We start from the raw sequence: 15,914 nt of genomic DNA on the forward strand, positions 1-15,914 counted from the left end.
TCGCGAGTGTTACACGGCTTAGACGTCCCAAATACTGCACTGCGCAATCACCGCCCCTCTCTTAGCTTCCCGTGCGGCGCCGGGCTTCTCGGGCGAAAACTCCGCGCCGGCGCAAAAAAATTGCGCATTTTTTCGACTAAGCTGCTGTGAGGTTTAGCCACCGATTTTCAAGCGATTGGCTACACTTACATCACGAATCGGAACCTACAGGAGAAGAACCATGGCAATCGGTCATTACGAGCTGAAAAAAGCAAAGAACGGACAGTACCACTTCAACCTGAAAGCCAGTAACGGCGAGATCATTCTGGCCAGCGAGATGTACGCCAGCAAAGCGTCGGCGGAGAACGGCATCGCCTCGGTGCAGACCAATTCGCCGCATGAAGCGCAGTTTGAGCTGAAGCACAGCACCAGCAACCAGCCCTACTTTGTGCTGAAGGCCAAGAACCATCAGGTGATCGGCGTCAGCGAAATGTACAGCTCCGAAAGCGCAGCCAAAAACGGTATCCAGTCGGTGATTAAAAACGGCCCGACCACCGACATTCGCGATTTGAGCGCCTGATCCCCCGTTTCGCCCGCGCGGTGGCCGCCATCGCGCGTTTTCCGTTTGACCGGGATCAATCTCCCTTGAATAAATCCGGTTAACTGCTGATTTTTTGCCGCGCCGCGGCTACAATCCCCCGCTTTTACTGCGCCATCAGGTGGCGTGGTGCTGACCTGAAATCAGACCGAGACACACTATGTTTACACCGGAACTTCTCTCCCCGGCCGGAACGCTGAAAAACATGCGTTACGCCTTCGCCTACGGCGCCGATGCGGTTTACGCCGGCCAGCCGCGCTACAGCCTGCGGGTGCGCAACAACGAGTTCAACCACGAGAATCTGGCGCAGGGCATCAACGAAGCGCACGCGCTGGGTAAAAAATTCTACGTGGTGGTCAACATCGCCCCGCACAACGCCAAGCTGAAAACCTTCCTGCGCGATCTGAAACCGGTTGTCGATATGGGCCCGGATGCGCTGATCATGTCCGATCCTGGCCTGATCATGATGGTGCGCGAAGCCTTCCCGCAGATGGACATCCACCTGTCGGTGCAGGCCAACGCCGTTAACTGGGCGACGGTGAAGTTCTGGAAACAAATGGGCCTGACCCGCGTGATCCTGTCGCGCGAGCTGTCGCTGGAAGAGATCGCCGAGATCCGCGCCGAAGTGCCGGACATGGAGCTGGAGATCTTCGTCCACGGCGCGCTGTGCATGGCCTACTCCGGCCGCTGCCTGCTGTCCGGCTACATCAACAAGCGCGATCCCAACCAGGGCACCTGCACCAACGCCTGCCGTTGGCAGTACAAGGCGGAAGAAGGCAAAGAGGACGACACCGGCAATATCGTGCACCTGCACGAGCCGATCCCGGTGCAGACCGTCGAGCCGACGCTGGGCATCGGCGCGCCGACCGACAAGGTATTCATGCTGTCTGAGGCGCAAAAACCAGGCGAATATATGAGCACCTTCGAGGACGAACACGGCACCTACATCATGAACTCCAAGGATCTGCGCGCCATCCAGCACGTAGAGCGTCTGACGCAGCTCGGCGTGCATTCGTTGAAGATCGAAGGGCGCACCAAGTCCTTTTACTACTGCGCGCGCACCGCCCAGGTCTACCGCCGCGCCATCGACGACGCCGTTGCCGGCAAACCGTTCGATCCGACCCTGCTCACCACGCTGGAAGGCCTGGCGCACCGCGGCTATACCGAAGGCTTCCTGCGCCGCCACGTGCACGAAGCGCAGCAGAACTACGACTACGGCTCTTCGCTCTCCGAGCGCCAGCAGTTCGTCGGCGAGTTCACCGGCGTGCGCCGCGAAGGCTGGGCGGAAGTCGACGTGAAGAATAAATTCTCACTCGGCGACAGCGTCGAGATGATGACGCCAGGCGGCAACGTGCTGTTCACCCTCGAAAGCATGCAAAATAAGAAAGGCGAGCCGATTGAGGTCGCGCCGGGCAACGGCCATATCGTTTATTTGCCGATCCCGCAGGATATCGATCTCAATTATGCTTTGCTGATCCGCAATTTGGCGGAAGAAAATAGCGCCGGAGCCTAACAATGAATCGCCGTCATTCGGCGGCGATTTTTAGCAAATATTAGAATTGGATCACATCAATGTGCCCGCAGCTTGGTTACTATCACGCTGCTTAAAACGAACAACGAAAATATTTGCATAGCAATACTAGGAACCACCTCCTTAGCCGGCCCAATCTCCCTTGGGCTGGCTTTTTCTTTATGGGCCCGCCATTGCCGCCGGCGCGCCTATTTCTCATTACGTTTTCCCGTTATCCATTTTAATAAAAATAATAACGCCACATCGATATATAAATAACGCTATAGCGATTAATCCTGCCGCCATTAAAATTGCGCTTATTGTCAGGTTAAATTCAGATAAATTCGCATCGTCTTCATATTCACGGCGCAATGGGAAATAACCGGAATTAGCTGAATATTCTGATGGCTTGGCGGCCTGGGCTGGTTTATCTTGAGGCATTATTGGTTTTCCGCCGGAGGAGCTCGGCAATGCCTCAACACTCACATGCACCAGCACTGCTTATCATCAACGGCAAGGGCGCCGGCAACGAAGAGCTGCGCCAGGCCGTCAACCGGCTGCGCGAAGAGCAGATAACGCTGCACGTGCGCGTCACCTGGGAACACGGCGACGCCGCGCGCTACGTCGCGGAAGCCGCTCGGCTCGGCGTCGGCACCGTCGTCGCCGGCGGCGGTGACGGCACCATCAACGAAGTGGCCGCCGCGCTGGCGCAACTGCCGGCGCAAGGTCGGCCGGCGCTGGGCATTTTGCCGCTCGGCACCGCCAACGACTTCGCCATGGCCTGCAACATTCCCCTCTCGCCCGAGCAGGCGCTGCAGCTGGCGATCAAGGGCCGCTCGGTGCCTATCGATCTGGCCAAGGTCAACGGCGAGCGCTACTTCATCAACATGGCCACCGGCGGCTTCGGCACCCGTATCACCACTGAAACGCCGGAGAAGCTGAAGGCGGCGTTGGGCGGCGTGTCCTACTTCGTTCATGGCTTATTGCGCATGGATACGCTGCAGGCCGACCGCTGTGAAATCCGCGGGCCGGACTTCCGCTGGGCCGGCGAAGCGCTGGTGATCGGCATCGGCAACGGCAAACAGGCCGGCGGCGGCCAGGAACTGTGCCCCAACGCGCTGATTAACGACGGGCAGTTGCAGCTGCGCCTGTTAATCGCCGATGAACTGCTGCCGGCGCTGGTGGCCGCCCTGTTCAACGACGAAGAGAGCAACAGCATCCTCAGCGCCGCGCTGCCGTGGCTGGAGATCGACGCGCCGCATGAGATGACCTTCAACCTCGACGGCGAGCCGCTCAAAGGCCGCCATTTCCGCATCGAAGTGGTGCCGCAGGCCATCGAATGCCGCCTGCCGCCGAACTGCGCCCTGCTGGGCTAATCCGGCTCTGCGCCCGCTCGCCGCTCGGAACGCCAAGGCAGGCGAGATCGAATAATCAACCGCTTAGCAAGCCGGGGGCGATCGCCCCCGCGTATTTGGCCACGCCAATGGCATTTCCTCTCAATCGCATCTATTGTTTGTCCTTGCCGGATCAAGTTCGGTAGCATCGCTTTACAGCTTCAATCACCGCTTTTTTACTACGCCGGTGGTCAAAAACCCTTGCATTGCCGGTGTATGAAGAAGCTTAATCGGGAGTGAATCATGACTGATATTGTGCAGTTGCTAGGAAAGGAAGCGGAAGATCTGCTGCAACACCGCTGTACCACTATCCCCGCCGAGAATCTCTACCTGCCGGGCGCCGACTTCGTCGACCGCGTAATGATCGATAACAACCGCCCCAACAGCGTGCTGCGTTCGATGCAAACCCTGTTCAACCACGGCCGCCTGGGCGGCACCGGTTACCTGTCGATCCTGCCGGTCGATCAGGGCATCGAGCACTCCGCCGCCGCCTCGTTCGCCGCCAACCCGCTGTATTTCGATCCGAAGAACATCGTCGAGCTGGCGATTGAAGCCGGCTGTAACTGCGTCGCCTCCACCTACGGCGTGCTGGCGTCGGTATCGCGCCGCTACGCGCATAAAATTCCGTTCCTGGTCAAACTCAACCACAACGAAACGCTGAGCTACCCGACCCAGTACGACCAGACCCTGTACGCCAGCGTCGAGCAGGCGTTCAACATGGGCGCAGTGGCGGTTGGCGCCACCATTTACTTCGGCTCCGAGCAGTCGCGCCGCCAGATCGAAGAGATCTCGATCGCCTTCGAGCGCGCGCATGAGCTGGGCATGGTCACGGTGCTGTGGGCCTATCTGCGCAACCCGGCGTTCAACAAGGACGGCGTGGACTACCACTCCAGCGCCGATCTGACCGGCCAGGCCAACCACATCGCCGCCACCATCGGCGCCGACATCGTCAAACAGAAAATGGCCGAAAACAACGGCGGTTACCGCGCGGTGAAATTCGGCTATACCGACGATCGCGTCTACACCAAGCTGACCACCGATCACCCGATCGATCTGGTGCGCTACCAGCTGGCCAACTGCTACATGGGCCGCGCCGGGCTGATCAACTCCGGCGGCGCCGCCGGTGAGAACGATCTGCAGGAATCGGTGCGCACCGCAGTGATCAACAAACGCGCCGGCGGCATGGGCCTGATCCTGGGGCGTAAAGCGTTTAAGAAATCGATGAAAGACGGCGTGGCGCTGATCAACGCCGTACAAGACGCCTACCTGGACAAGAAGGTCACCATCGCCTGATGTGACAGACCGCCTGTCCCAAAGCCCGGTTCACCGGGCTTTTTTGTGCCCATTATCCCGCCTCACGCGCCGTTCACCTTCTCTTTCTTTCACTTTAAACTTTCAAAATAAAATATTTATCTTTCAAATTGTGATCTATTTAAAACAAATAGCCCAACAAAGTGACTACTGTAAGGCCCATGGCGACAGAGCCGCCGTTCGCTCCAGGCCATATCAGTCCATTACAGGAGAACATAATGATTGAGCTAATCACCCACGGCGCCGAGTGGTTTATCGGCCTGTTTCAGAAAGGCGGTGAAGTGTTTGTCGGCATGGTGACCGGCATTTTGCCTTTATTGATCAGCCTGCTGGTTATCATGAACGCGCTGATCAAATTTGTTGGCCAGGAACGTATCGAACGATTGGCACAGCGCTGCGCGGGCAACCCCGTTTCGCGTTATCTGCTGCTGCCGCTGATCGGCACCTTTGTCTTCTGCAACCCGATGACCCTCAGCCTGGGGCGTTTCATGCCAGAGAAATACAAGCCGAGCTACTACGCGGCGGCCTCCTACAGCTGCCACTCGATGAACGGCCTGTTTCCGCACATCAACCCCGGCGAACTGTTCGTTTATCTCGGTATCGCCAGCGGCCTGACCACCCTCGGCCTGCCGCTCGGCCCGTTGGCGGTGAGCTATTTCCTGGTGGGGCTGTTCACCAACTTCTTCCGCGGCTGGGTCACCGATCTCACCACCAGTCTGTTCGAACGCAAGATGGGCATCCGTCTGGATCGCCAGGTGCAACTTTAATTCGTGGAGTGCAGCATGAGTGCTTATATCCGTATTGAAAAAGGCGCCAGCGGCTGGGGCGGCCCCCTGGAACTGCCGATAGAACCCGGCAAAAAAGTGGTGTACATCACCGCCGGCACCCGGCCTTCCATCGTCGATCGCCTCAGCGAATTGACCGGTTGGCCCGCCGTCGACGGTTTCAAAGAGGGCGAGCCGCCGGCGGAAGAGATCGGCGTGGCAGTGATCGACTGCGGCGGCACCCTGCGCTGCGGCCTGTACCCGAAACGCCGCATTCCGACGGTCAACATCCACGCTACCGGCCAGTCCGGCCCACTGGCGCAGTTTATCCTCGAAGACATCTATGTCTCCGGCGTGCGCGACCACAACATCAGCCGAATCGACGCGACGGAGAACCCACCCGCCGCCGCCGCCGTTGCAGCGCCGCCCAAGGCGCGCGACTACGACACCAGCAAGAAGATCACCGAACAAAGCGACGGGCTGCTGGCGAAGGTCGGCATGGGCATGGGATCGGTGGTGGCGGTGTTCTTCCAGGCCGGGCGCGACACTATCGACACCGTGCTGAAGACCATTCTGCCGTTTATGGCATTCGTCTCGGCCTTGATCGGCATCATCATGGCCTCCGGCCTCGGGGACTTTATCGCTCACGGCCTGACGCCGCTGGCCAACAGCCCGATCGGCCTGGTGACGTTGGCGCTGATCTGCTCATTCCCGCTGCTGTCGCCGTTCCTCGGCCCCGGCGCGGTCATCGCCCAGGTGATCGGCGTGCTGGTCGGGGTGCAGATCGGCCTCGGCCATATCCCGCCGCAGCTGGCGCTGCCCGCGCTGTTCGCCATCAACGCGCAGGCCGCCTGCGATTTCATTCCGGTCGGCCTGTCGCTGGCGGAAGCCAAACAGGACACCGTACGGGTCGGCGTGCCTTCAGTGCTGGTTGGGCGCTTTCTGACCGGCGCGCCAACGGTCCTGATCGCCTGGGCCGCCTCGGCCTTTATTTATCAATAGCATGATTTCCAGGGAGACGTTTATGCACACCATTTTTCATACCACCATCACGCAGATCGGCGGCTGCGCCCGCGACGCGTTGCTGGACAACATGCTGATCACTTTCCGTGAAGGCGCGCCGGCGGATATCGAAGAGTTCTGCTTCATCCACCGCCACGGCGCGACCGCCGGCGAACTGCAGGTGGGCGGCGTGATGGAACTGGCGCAGCAGCGCTACGCCATCACCGCCGTCGGCAGCGTCGCCACGCAGAATCTGCGCGAGCTCGGCCACATCACCGTGCGCTTCGACGGCGAAGCCGAAGCCGAATTCCCCGGTTCGATCCACGTTTCCGGCCCGACGCCGACCGATATCCCGTTGGGCAGCACGCTGTCATTTATCGCATAAGGAGTAGACCATGTCTGAAGTAGCTGTAGTGATCGGCGGCGGCCAAACGTTAGGCGCCTTTTTGTCCCACGGGCTGGCGCAGGCCGGCTATCGGGTGGCGGTGGCCGATCTGAACGCCGACAACGCCAATCGGGTGGCGCGGCAGATCAACGAAGAGTATAGCGCAGGCAGCGCCTGCGGTTTTCAGGCCGACGCCACCGACGAGCAGAGCGTGATCGCGCTGGCGGCGGCGGTTGACCGGGAGTTTGGCCAAACCAACCTGCTGGTCTACAGCGCCGGCATCGCCAAGGCGGCGCCGATCACCGACTTCCCGCTGGGCGACTTCGACCGCTCGCTGCAGGTGAACCTGGTGGGCTATTTCCTCTGCGCCCGTGAGTTCTCGCGCCTGATGATCCGCGATGGCATCGCCGGGCGCATCATTCAGATCAACTCCAAGTCCGGCAAGGTCGGCAGCAAGCACAACTCCGGCTACAGCGCCGCCAAGTTCGGCGGCGTGGGGCTGACGCAGTCGCTGGCGCTCGATCTGGCGGAATACGGCATTACGGTGCATTCGCTGATGCTCGGCAACCTGCTGAAATCACCGATGTTTCAATCGCTGCTGCCGCAGTACGCGCAAAAATTGGGCATCGCGCCGGACCAGGTGGAGCAGTACTACATCGACAAAGTGCCGCTGAAGCGCGGCTGCGACTACCAGGACGTGCTGAACACCCTGCTGTTCTACGCCAGCGATAAGGCCTCTTACTGCACCGGCCAATCGATCAACATCACCGGCGGCCAGGTGATGTTCTGACGCCACCGACGCCCCCTTCCGCGGAAGGGGGCATAAGGAGAACCCCATGACACAAGCTTTGATCGCCTTCGCGCTGCTGGCCTGGCTGCTGCAAATCGCCTTCGGCTGGTGGCAACTGCAACGTTTCAACCGCGCCTTCGACGGCTTATGCCGACTGGGCGCCGTCGGCGTCGGCCGCTCCGGCGGCCGTTTTCGCCCGCGGGTGGTGCTGGCGCTGGCCTTCGACGCCGATCGGCGGGTGTGCGGCAGCCTGTTGCTGCGCGGCCTGACCGTTTTCGCCCGGCCCCGCCCGCTGCCTCATTTGCACGGTTTGCATCAGCGGGATTTGCGCCCGGATGTGATCTTCCCCGAGGATCGCGCATGCCAGTCTGCACTATCGTTAGCGATTGAACCCAAATCGTGATATTTTCACATTAAAAGGCATTACCTTTCATAGTGAATTATTCAGCGAGGGGAAATGCCCCACTCTTGTGAACGGGAATCGCGATGAAACCAAAGCAGCGGCAGGCCGCTATCCTTGAATATCTGCAGCAGCATGGCAAAACGGCAGTGGACGCCCTGGCCGAGCATTTCTCCACTACCGGCACCACCATCCGCAAAGATCTCACCCTGCTGGAAGAAGAAGGCGAGGTGATCCGCACCTACGGCGGCGTAGTACTCAGCCGCGACGACGGCGATCAACCGATCGACCGTAAAACCCATATCAACACCGAGAAAAAACGCCGCATCGCCAGCGCCGCCGTGGCGCTGATCGCCGACGGCGACTCGCTGATCTTCGACGCCGGCAGCACGGTGCTGCAGATGGTGCCGCACCTGGCGCAGTTCAATAACATCACGGTGATGACCAACAGCCTGACCATCGTCAACGCGCTGGTGGAACTGGACAACGATCAGACCATCCTGATGCCCGGCGGCACCTACCGCAAAAAATCGGCCTCGTTCCACGGCAGCCTGGCCGAATCGGCGTTTCAGCAATTCAGCTTCGACAAGCTGTTTATCGGCGCGGACGGCGTCGATCTCAACGCCGGCGTCACCACCTTCAACGAAGTGCACAACGTCAGCAAAGCGATGTGCGAAGCCGCCGGCCGGATTATTTTGTTGGTGGACTCCTCGAAATTCGGCCGCAAGAGCCCGAACGTGGTGTGCGAACTCAGCGCCGTCGATACGCTGATCACCGACCGAGACATCAACCCCGATTACCTCGCCGCCCTGCAGGCGAAAGGCATCAATATCATTCTGGTAGGAGACCCCGATGAGTAACGCCAACGCCCTGCTCGCCTTCGCCCGCGAAACGCTGGAGATCGAGTTGACCGAAGCGCAGCGCCTGCTGGCGCGCCTGGATGACAATTTCGTCTGCGCCTGCGAGCTGCTGCTGAACTGCCGCGGCAAAGCGGTGATTTCCGGCATCGGCAAGTCCGGCCATATCGGCAAAAAAATCGCCGCGTCGCTGGCCAGCACCGGCACGCCGTCGTTCTTCGTTCATCCGGCGGAGGCGCTGCACGGCGATCTCGGCATGATCGGCGCCGAGGACGTGGTGGTGTTCATCTCCTATTCCGGCCGCGCCAAAGAGCTGGACCTGATCCTGCCGCTGCTGGCGGAGAACGGCATTCCGGTGATCGCCATCACCGGCGGCAAAGAGTCGCCGCTGGCGCAGGCCGCGGCCTGCGTACTGGATATCGGCGTCGAGCGCGAAGCCTGCCCGATGGGGCTGGCGCCCACCTCCAGCGCGGTCAACACCCTGATGATGGGCGACGCTCTGGCGATGGCGCTGATGCGCCAGCGCGGTTTCAATGCGGAAGACTTCGCCCGCTCGCACCCGGGCGGCAGCCTGGGGGCGCGCCTGTTGAACCGCGTGCATCACCTGATGCGCACCGGCGATCGCCTGCCGCGCGTGAGCGAAAGCGCCAACGTGATGGAAGCGATGCTGGAACTGAGCCGCACCGGGCTCGGGTTGGTGGCGGTATGCGACGCGCAGCAGCGGGTAGTGGGCGTGTTTACCGACGGCGACCTGCGCCGCTGGCTGGTGAAGGGCAACAGCCTGCAGGATCCGCTCAGCCCGGCAATCACCCGCCCCGGCTATCGGCTGCCGGAGCAGTGGCGCGCCGGCGAAGCGCTGGAAGCGCTGCACGAACAGCACATCAGCGCGGCCCCGGTGGTCGATATGGACGGCGTGCTGGTGGGGGCGCTCAACCTGCACGATCTGCATCAGGCCGGCATCGGCTGATCGACGCCGGGGGCGGCATCGTCAGCGCCCCCGGTCAGATCATTTCCAGTCGGGATTGTTCTCGAACTGCTGCTTAAGCAGCGCTTTCATGTCGTCATCCGGCTTGCCGAGCCACTGGTACTTGGCGTATTTCTTCGGATGATCGACGGCTTCCGGCCGATCTTCCACTTCCACCCGCACGCCCCAGGCCTGGGATTTGTCCGCGCTGAACGCCACGATCAAAAAGTTGTTGCCGCAGTCGTGCGGCTTGCACAGGTTGCCGACCAGATACTCTTTGCCCTTCCAGCTCAAGTTTTGCGCCGGCGTAGAGGTGCCGACGCCCTTGCGCGCCCAGCCCGGCATCCGCGCCTGGCCTTTGACCATGTTTTGCCAGCTGGCCTGATACCCCGGCTGCTGAATCAAATCCGATGTGGTGACGATCTGCTGAGCGAAGCTGCCCGCGCTGAAGCTGAGCAATGCGCCGAAGAGGGCGCAACGCAGCGCCTGGTGTCCCGTCATAGTCCTTCTCCCTAGGTTAAATCAGGTTTCGCCCGTAAACCGGGCCTGAACTAGTCAGACCACGGTTGCGGCAAAAAGTTGACTCACCACCAGGCGTGAAAATGATGCACCGGCCCGATGCCGTGCCCCACTTCCAGCGTGTCCGCCTGTTGCAGCGCGTGTTGCAGGTAGTCCTTGGCGGCGGCCACCGTGGCCGCCCAGTCGGCATGGCGCGGGCGCAGCGCCGCCAGCGCGGCCGAGAGCGTGCAACCGGTGCCGTGGGTATGGCGGGTGGCGACGCGCGGCGCGGTAAAGCGCTGCTCGCCTTCGGCGGTAAACAGCCAGTCCGGGCTCTCGCTTTCGCTCAGGTGGCCGCCCTTCATCAGCACCGCCCGGCAGCCCATCGCCAACAGCGCCCGCCCCTGCTCGCGCATCTGCGCTTCATCTTCCGCCGGCGCGCACGCCAGCAGCGCCGCCGCTTCCGGCAGGTTCGGCGTAATGATCGACACCAGCGGCAACAGCTCGCGCCGGATAGACGCCACCGCCTCCGGCGCCAACAGCGGATCGCCGCTTTTCGCCAGCATCACGGTATCCAGCACCACGAATTCCGGCCGGTAATGGCGCAGCCGTTCGGCCACCGCCTGCACGATGTCGGCGTTGGCCAGCATGCCGATCTTGACGCTGTCGATGCGCACGTCGCTGAACACCGAGTCCAGCTGCGCGGCGACGAACGCCGGATCGATGTAATACACCGACTGCACGCCGCGGGTATTTTGCGCCACCAGCGCGGTGATCACCGAGGTGCCGTAGGCGCCAAGCGCCGAGAAGGCCTTCAAATCGGCCTGAATACCGGCGCCGCCGCTGGGATCGGTGCCGGCGATGGTCAGCGCGTTAATGCGTTTCATCACAGATCCTCCCCACGCAGTTGATACAGGGCATCGAGGAACGCCGGCGTAAAGCTGCCCGGCCCGGCGGCCTGCCTGGCCGCCAGGCCGCCGCAGTGGGACATCACCCGGCAGGCGGTCGCCACGTTGTCCAGGCGATCGCCCGGCAGGGCGCAAAACGCTGCCACCACCGCCGACAGCGCGCAGCCGGTGCCCACCACCCGCGTCATCAGCGGGGAGCCGCCTTCGATCGCCCAATCGCGTTGGCCGTCGGTGACGTAATCCACCGCGCCGGTGACCGCCACCACCGCGCCGCTGCGCCGCGCCAGCTCACGCGCGGCGGGCAATGCCGCCAGCGAGTCGTCGCCGCTGTCCACGCCGCGGCCGCTGGCCAGCAACCCGCTGAGCGCCATGATTTCCGAGGCGTTGCCGCGTATCGCCGCCGGTTTCTCGTCCAGCAGCTGTTTGGCGAAGGCGGTGCGGTAGGAGAGCGCGCCGACCGCCACCGGATCCAGCGTCCAGGGCTTACCGGCCCGATTGGCGGCGGCCACCGCCGCCCGCATCGATTCGGCGCGCAGCGCGTTGAGGGTGCCGACGTTGATCAGCAGGCCGTCGGCCAGCGCGCTGAACTGCGCCGCCTCTTGCGGCTCCACCACCATCGCCGGGGAGGCACCGAGCGCCAATAGCACGTTGGCGGTCAGCGACTGCACCACTTCGTTGGTCAGGCAGTGGATCAGCGGAGGCCGCTGTTGGAATTGGGTCAGGCAGGCCGCGGCGCGGGCGCCGGGTAGTGCATCAGGTCGAGCGATCATATTCCTCCCAACCGGCGTTCAAGAAGGCGGCGCCGGTTGAGCGGCCGTGACTTCCCTACGCTGGCATTATCCAGATCAGGTAATACGGGTATTTCTCAGCCTTCACGCGGAAGGGCACCCCGAGTCATGAAAATCAATAGGTTGTGATCAACGTTGCGTTAATCCCTGCAGGGGATCATGCCAGCGGCGGCGCGGACAAACAAGCGATTAAATTGGCCCAGCGGGCATACGCCGCGCAATGCGCTATAGTGAGCACAAACCACCGGGAGATGCCATGCAGATAAGACCCTACCAAGAGACCGATCGCCCCTTCCTGCGCACGCTGTACCTGGCGTCGCGCAAGGCGGCGTTCGGCTGGCGCGATACCTCAAACTATCAGTTGGAAGATTTCGACGGCGCGACGCTGGGCGAAGCGATTTGGGTGGCGGAAGACGGCGGCGCGCTGCTGGGATTCGTCTCCGTCTACCGCGAAGATAACTTCATTCATAACCTGTATGTCGATCCCCATCAGCCGCCGCGCGGCGTCGGCAGTGCGCTGCTGCATGCGGCGCAAGCCACCTTCACCGCCACCGGTTCGCTGAAATGCCTGGTGAAAAATGAAAAAGCGCTGGCGTTCTACCGCAAGCACGGCTGGCGCATCATCTCCACCGGCAACGACGGCGAAGAAGATTATTACCTGATGCACTCACCGGCCCGCTAGCCCTTACCCGCCGCATCCGGCATCCCGCGCAGCGTCAGCCGCCAAAACAGCAATGCGCTCAGGCTGACGACCGCCCCCAGCCAGCAGACGCCGCTCCAGCCCGCCCAAGCGTACACATGGGTGCCGGCAAAGGCGCCCAGCCCGCTGCCGACGGCGTAAAACAGCATGTAGCAGGCCACCAGCCGGCTGTGCGACTGCGGGTGCGCGCTGAAAATCATGCTCTGGTTCAGCACGTGGATAGCCTGGCCCGCCAGATCCAGCAGCACGATGCCCGCCACCAGCCAAACCAGGCCGCTGCCGAGCAAACCGAGCGGCAGCCAGGCCAGCGTCAACAGCAGCAGACATGCGCCGCTGGCCGTCTGCCCCAGCCCGCGATCCGCCAGATGCCCGGCGCGCACCGCCGCCAGCGCGCCCACCGCGCCGACCAGGCCGAACGCTCCCACCGCGGCATGGGTGAAGTTGAACGGCGGCCGGCTCAGCGGCAACACCAGCGAACTCCAAAAGAGGCTGAAAGCGCCGAACATCAGCAGCGCCAGCATGCCGCGAATTTGCAGCGTGCGGTCATGCAGCAACAGGCTCAACATTGAACCCAGCAGCGCGGGATAACTCAGCGTGCTGGGAACAGTGCGTGGCGCTGGCAGCAGGCGCGACAGGATCGGCAGCAATACCAACGTCACTCCGGCGGAGAAGAAGTACACCGTGCGCCAGCCGCCGACGTCCGCCAGCGCGCCGGACAAGGTGCGCGCCAACAAAAGCCCCAGCACCACCCCGCCCTGCGCCGCGCCGACCACCCGCCCGCGCTCCTGCGGCGGCGCCAGGGCGGCGGCGAACGCGATCAGGCCCTGCGTCATGGCGGTGCCCAGTAGCCCCACCAGCATCATCCCCACCAGCAGCCAGGGCGCGCTGGGCGCCCAGCCCACCAACAGTAGCGCAGCGATCAGCCCCAGCTGTTGCCCCGCCAGCAATCGATGCCGGTTTAACCGATCCCCCAGCGGCACCACCAACAGCAACGCCAGCGCGCAGCCCAACTGAGTCACGGCGATCACCATGCCGACCGCCGCCAGGCTGATGGAAAAATCGCGGGCGATGGCGTCTAACAGCGGCTGCGCATAGTAAACGTTGGCCACGCTAAAGGCGCTGGCGGCGGCCAACAGCAGCACCAGGGCGGCCGGCAGGCACCCCAATGCCGCACAGGGAGGTTCCAGCAGTTTGTCGCTCATCGCACACCTTAATGTGGTTTCATTATTAAACCCAATGAACTTTAGGCGCAGAGGTTTTATAATGCAACCAGAATGTGCAGCAGGAGATAATCGTCGTGAAACGTAAGAGCCTGGAAGACGCGCCGTGCCCGGTGGCGCGCACGCTGGATGTGATTGGCGACTGGTGGTCGCTGCTGATCGTGCGCGACGCCTTCGACGGCGTCACCCGCTTCAGCGAATTTCAAAAAGGGCTGGGGATGGCGAAGAACATCCTTGCCACCCGGCTGCGCGCCCTGGTGACGCACGGCGTGCTGGAGATCGTGCCCGCCGCAGACGGCAGTGCCTATCAGGAGTATGTGCTGACCGAGAAAGGCCGCGCGCTATTTCCGGTGATCGTTGGCCTGCGCCAGTGGGGGGAAGATCATTTGTTCGCCGAAGGAGAGGCGCATTCAACGCTGGTGGAAAGCGACAGCGGCCGCCCCGTGCCGCGCCTGACGCCGATCGGCAACGCCGGGCAGACGCTCACCCCGCTTAACACCCGGGTGGTGAAGGTGGGGGAACGGTGATGAGAGTTAATGACGGTGTCCTCAGCTCACCCGTTGAAAGATTAGGCGGATAAAGAACCATTCCAGACATCCAACCAACAGATAAACCGCGCCAAAAACGAGCGCGCCAAACCATTCCGTATCGTTAAAATGAAAAAACTCACTGGCGTCAATCAGCCAAGCGGTTTGATTCTGGTTTAGCCTGGGTACAGGAAAAAGCTATATTGTCAGCACAGCCAGCCCAACAACAGCCAATACGTTAGCGAGCAACAGGGCAAATTTTTTCATAGCCTTTCATTCTACAACCTAACGCAGCCCAACAAACTGAACCTAAGAACATACGTTAATCGTTAACCCTCAGGTTGCCCCGTTCGTCGGAGACAACCATGAATGCGGCGGTAATCAAATGCGAACCTTCGGGTGTCTGTACATCGTAGGCGACGGAATAGCGCCTCCCTGGCCGAAAAGCATAGTCGAATACCGGCATGCACCTCCCCGGTTCAACAAAAAAAGCGTCATTATCGATATCTTTAATGAGCTTATCGCCTGATTCGCTATAAATCTGAACGAAGCGGATATTATCCCCCGCCTTCATAGAAGAAAGAATGCAGACATGGTTATCTTTGGCAGTGACGACGGCGGGGAAACGCGGAGTAAACTTATCGCCAGGCCCCGGACAGCCGACCAAGAAGCAGGCCGTGAATAGAACCACATATTTTTTCATGCTCCCTCTCATCCCCTAATAATTTTTTGATAAAGTGCATGAATGTCACGCAAACTATCGGTTCCCCTGTACCTACCCACTCGTCCAGGACGTTGATAATAACGCCACGTTTCAATACCATAAACCAACAGCAGCCAGTAATCAGCAAAAATCGAAGCTTGTTGTTCCAGCGAGTAATCAGTAATTTTATTTCTATCAAGACGATAGTTGTACTCAGCCGCCCAACTAAACAACCCACGCATTCTTACCCATTGTCCATGCTGATGTTGCCATACATGCCCCAATTCATGGATGAAAAGATGTTTATCTTCTATCAGAACCCTATTATCAGAAAAATCGTCTTTATAGAGCTCCCTCCATAACCATAACTCACCATTAGGTGCCATGGCATAACTTCTGTTTTGTAAGCCAAACGGGAAATAGCTATCACAGTGTATCCATACACGACCATATATAATTGAGCTTCCATATATATGGCGAGCCAATTTTATTTCCCCTATGGTCATACGTCGTAATGTCCCTTCTTCGGCCAATGCGTTCATTTATCCCTCCTTGAATTTATCAATATCCTAATACTTTTTTAAAATGAATCTATACATGAACTCTTAAAGAATTG

General features: G+C 60.8%; 21 protein-coding genes and 1 riboswitch. Of the genes, 13 read left to right on the top strand and 8 right to left on the bottom strand.

The features are described from left to right. The first annotated feature begins 220 nt into the window (after window positions 1-220). Together ACORQT_RS18510 and trhP are read left to right on the top strand one after the other, a co-directional pair. On the top strand, window positions 221-559 hold the full coding sequence (locus ACORQT_RS18510) for a YegP family protein (protein ID WP_033644064.1): 339 nt from the start codon (window positions 221-223) through the stop codon (window positions 557-559). Window positions 560-737: 178 nt separating this feature from the next. Beyond that, window positions 738-2,090, top strand: coding sequence for a prephenate-dependent tRNA uridine(34) hydroxylase TrhP (gene trhP / locus ACORQT_RS18515; protein ID WP_444859260.1), 1,353 nt, complete (start codon window positions 738-740; stop codon window positions 2,088-2,090). Window positions 2,091-2,306: 216 nt separating this feature from the next. Here trhP and ACORQT_RS18520 read toward each other — a convergent pair whose 3' ends face one another. Continuing rightward, window positions 2,307-2,528 (bottom strand): hypothetical protein, encoded by a 222-nt coding sequence (locus tag ACORQT_RS18520; RefSeq protein ID WP_127897175.1) that lies wholly within the window; start codon window positions 2,526-2,528, stop codon window positions 2,307-2,309. Window positions 2,529-2,557: 29 nt separating this feature from the next. Between ACORQT_RS18520 and yegS the strand changes: the two genes are divergently transcribed. The 9 genes from yegS to gutQ all read left to right on the top strand — a co-directional run bounded on the left by yegS (window position 2,558) and on the right by gutQ (window position 9,957). Beyond that, window positions 2,558-3,463, top strand: a complete 906-nt coding sequence (gene yegS / locus ACORQT_RS18525) for a lipid kinase YegS (RefSeq protein WP_033644066.1) — start codon at window positions 2,558-2,560, stop codon at window positions 3,461-3,463. A gap of 261 nt (window positions 3,464-3,724) precedes the next feature. Beyond that, window positions 3,725-4,774, top strand: a complete 1,050-nt coding sequence (gene fbaB, locus ACORQT_RS18530; RefSeq protein WP_015378749.1) for a class I fructose-bisphosphate aldolase — start codon at window positions 3,725-3,727, stop codon at window positions 4,772-4,774. 236 nt (window positions 4,775-5,010) lie between these two features. Further along, window positions 5,011-5,559 carry a PTS glucitol/sorbitol transporter subunit IIC gene (gene srlA / locus ACORQT_RS18535; protein ID WP_004941528.1) on the top strand — a complete coding sequence of 183 codons (549 nt, stop codon included), beginning with the start codon at window positions 5,011-5,013 and terminating at the stop codon, window positions 5,557-5,559. Window positions 5,560-5,574: 15 nt separating this feature from the next. Beyond that, on the top strand, window positions 5,575-6,558 hold the full coding sequence (gene srlE / locus ACORQT_RS18540; protein ID WP_042785195.1) for a PTS glucitol/sorbitol transporter subunit IIB: 984 nt from the start codon (window positions 5,575-5,577) through the stop codon (window positions 6,556-6,558). A 22-nt stretch (window positions 6,559-6,580) separates the two neighbouring features. Further along, window positions 6,581-6,943 carry a PTS glucitol/sorbitol transporter subunit IIA gene (gene srlB, locus ACORQT_RS18545; protein WP_004941520.1) on the top strand — a complete coding sequence of 121 codons (363 nt, stop codon included), beginning with the start codon at window positions 6,581-6,583 and terminating at the stop codon, window positions 6,941-6,943. Between the two features lie 10 nt (window positions 6,944-6,953). Further along, window positions 6,954-7,733: a sorbitol-6-phosphate dehydrogenase gene (gene srlD / locus ACORQT_RS18550; RefSeq protein WP_164057273.1), complete on the top strand. Its 780-nt coding sequence runs from the start codon at window positions 6,954-6,956 to the stop codon at window positions 7,731-7,733. A 46-nt stretch (window positions 7,734-7,779) separates the two neighbouring features. After that, window positions 7,780-8,136 (top strand): transcriptional regulator GutM, encoded by a 357-nt coding sequence (gene gutM / locus ACORQT_RS18555; protein ID WP_004941515.1) that lies wholly within the window; start codon window positions 7,780-7,782, stop codon window positions 8,134-8,136. Between the two features lie 83 nt (window positions 8,137-8,219). Further along, window positions 8,220-8,993 carry a glucitol operon DNA-binding transcriptional repressor SrlR gene (srlR, locus tag ACORQT_RS18560; protein WP_033644070.1) on the top strand — a complete coding sequence of 258 codons (774 nt, stop codon included), beginning with the start codon at window positions 8,220-8,222 and terminating at the stop codon, window positions 8,991-8,993. Continuing rightward, complete coding sequence (gene gutQ / locus ACORQT_RS18565; RefSeq protein ID WP_042785197.1) at window positions 8,986-9,957, top strand: arabinose-5-phosphate isomerase GutQ; 972 nt, start codon at window positions 8,986-8,988, stop codon at window positions 9,955-9,957. Before srlR ends, gutQ begins: the two co-directional genes overlap by 8 nt. 39 nt (window positions 9,958-9,996) lie before the next feature. Here gutQ and ACORQT_RS18570 read toward each other — a convergent pair whose 3' ends face one another. The 3 genes from ACORQT_RS18570 to thiM all read right to left on the bottom strand — a co-directional run bounded on the left by ACORQT_RS18570 (window position 9,997) and on the right by thiM (window position 12,130). Beyond that, window positions 9,997-10,455, bottom strand: coding sequence for an inhibitor of vertebrate lysozyme family protein (locus ACORQT_RS18570; RefSeq protein ID WP_033644072.1), 459 nt, complete (start codon window positions 10,453-10,455; stop codon window positions 9,997-9,999). Window positions 10,456-10,538: 83 nt separating this feature from the next. Further along, on the bottom strand, window positions 10,539-11,339 hold the full coding sequence (gene thiD, locus ACORQT_RS18575) for a bifunctional hydroxymethylpyrimidine kinase/phosphomethylpyrimidine kinase (protein WP_025303881.1): 801 nt from the start codon (window positions 11,337-11,339) through the stop codon (window positions 10,539-10,541). Beyond that, the gene (gene thiM / locus ACORQT_RS18580) at window positions 11,339-12,130 is read right to left on the bottom strand and encodes a hydroxyethylthiazole kinase (protein WP_042785198.1); all 792 of its coding nucleotides are present in this window, start codon (window positions 12,128-12,130) and stop codon (window positions 11,339-11,341) included. Before thiM ends, thiD begins: the two co-directional genes overlap by 1 nt. 35 nt (window positions 12,131-12,165) lie before the next feature. Next, a riboswitch (TPP riboswitch) is annotated at window positions 12,166-12,262 on the bottom strand. A gap of 142 nt (window positions 12,263-12,404) precedes the next feature. On the opposite strand from thiM, the gene ACORQT_RS18585 reads away from it, so the two are divergent. Next, the gene (locus tag ACORQT_RS18585; protein WP_033644074.1) at window positions 12,405-12,830 is read left to right on the top strand and encodes a GNAT family N-acetyltransferase; all 426 of its coding nucleotides are present in this window, start codon (window positions 12,405-12,407) and stop codon (window positions 12,828-12,830) included. On the opposite strand, the gene ACORQT_RS18590 is transcribed toward ACORQT_RS18585, so the two are convergent. Continuing rightward, window positions 12,827-14,050 carry an MFS transporter gene (locus ACORQT_RS18590; protein WP_042785199.1) on the bottom strand — a complete coding sequence of 408 codons (1,224 nt, stop codon included), beginning with the start codon at window positions 14,048-14,050 and terminating at the stop codon, window positions 12,827-12,829. The genes ACORQT_RS18585 and ACORQT_RS18590 overlap by 4 nt on opposite strands. A gap of 95 nt (window positions 14,051-14,145) precedes the next feature. Here ACORQT_RS18590 and ACORQT_RS18595 point away from each other — a divergent pair, with 95 nt between their 5' ends. Continuing rightward, window positions 14,146-14,595 (top strand): winged helix-turn-helix transcriptional regulator, encoded by a 450-nt coding sequence (locus ACORQT_RS18595; protein WP_042785200.1) that lies wholly within the window; start codon window positions 14,146-14,148, stop codon window positions 14,593-14,595. A gap of 21 nt (window positions 14,596-14,616) precedes the next feature. Here the strand turns inward: ACORQT_RS18595 and ACORQT_RS18600 are convergent, their stop codons facing one another. The 3 genes from ACORQT_RS18600 to ACORQT_RS18610 form a co-directional block, all read right to left on the bottom strand. Beyond that, on the bottom strand, window positions 14,617-14,751 hold the full coding sequence (locus ACORQT_RS18600) for a hypothetical protein (protein ID WP_444859435.1): 135 nt from the start codon (window positions 14,749-14,751) through the stop codon (window positions 14,617-14,619). Between the two features lie 166 nt (window positions 14,752-14,917). Next, on the bottom strand, window positions 14,918-15,298 hold the full coding sequence (locus ACORQT_RS18605) for a putative T6SS immunity periplasmic lipoprotein (RefSeq protein WP_049866702.1): 381 nt from the start codon (window positions 15,296-15,298) through the stop codon (window positions 14,918-14,920). A gap of 8 nt (window positions 15,299-15,306) precedes the next feature. Next, the gene (locus ACORQT_RS18610; RefSeq protein ID WP_071883574.1) at window positions 15,307-15,840 is read right to left on the bottom strand and encodes a type IV secretion protein Rhs; all 534 of its coding nucleotides are present in this window, start codon (window positions 15,838-15,840) and stop codon (window positions 15,307-15,309) included. Window positions 15,841-15,914 lie beyond the last annotated feature (74 nt).

The organism is Serratia sp. (in: enterobacteria), from assembly GCF_052400455.1.
Classification (GTDB): Bacteria; Pseudomonadota; Gammaproteobacteria; order Enterobacterales; family Enterobacteriaceae; genus Serratia; species Serratia ureilytica.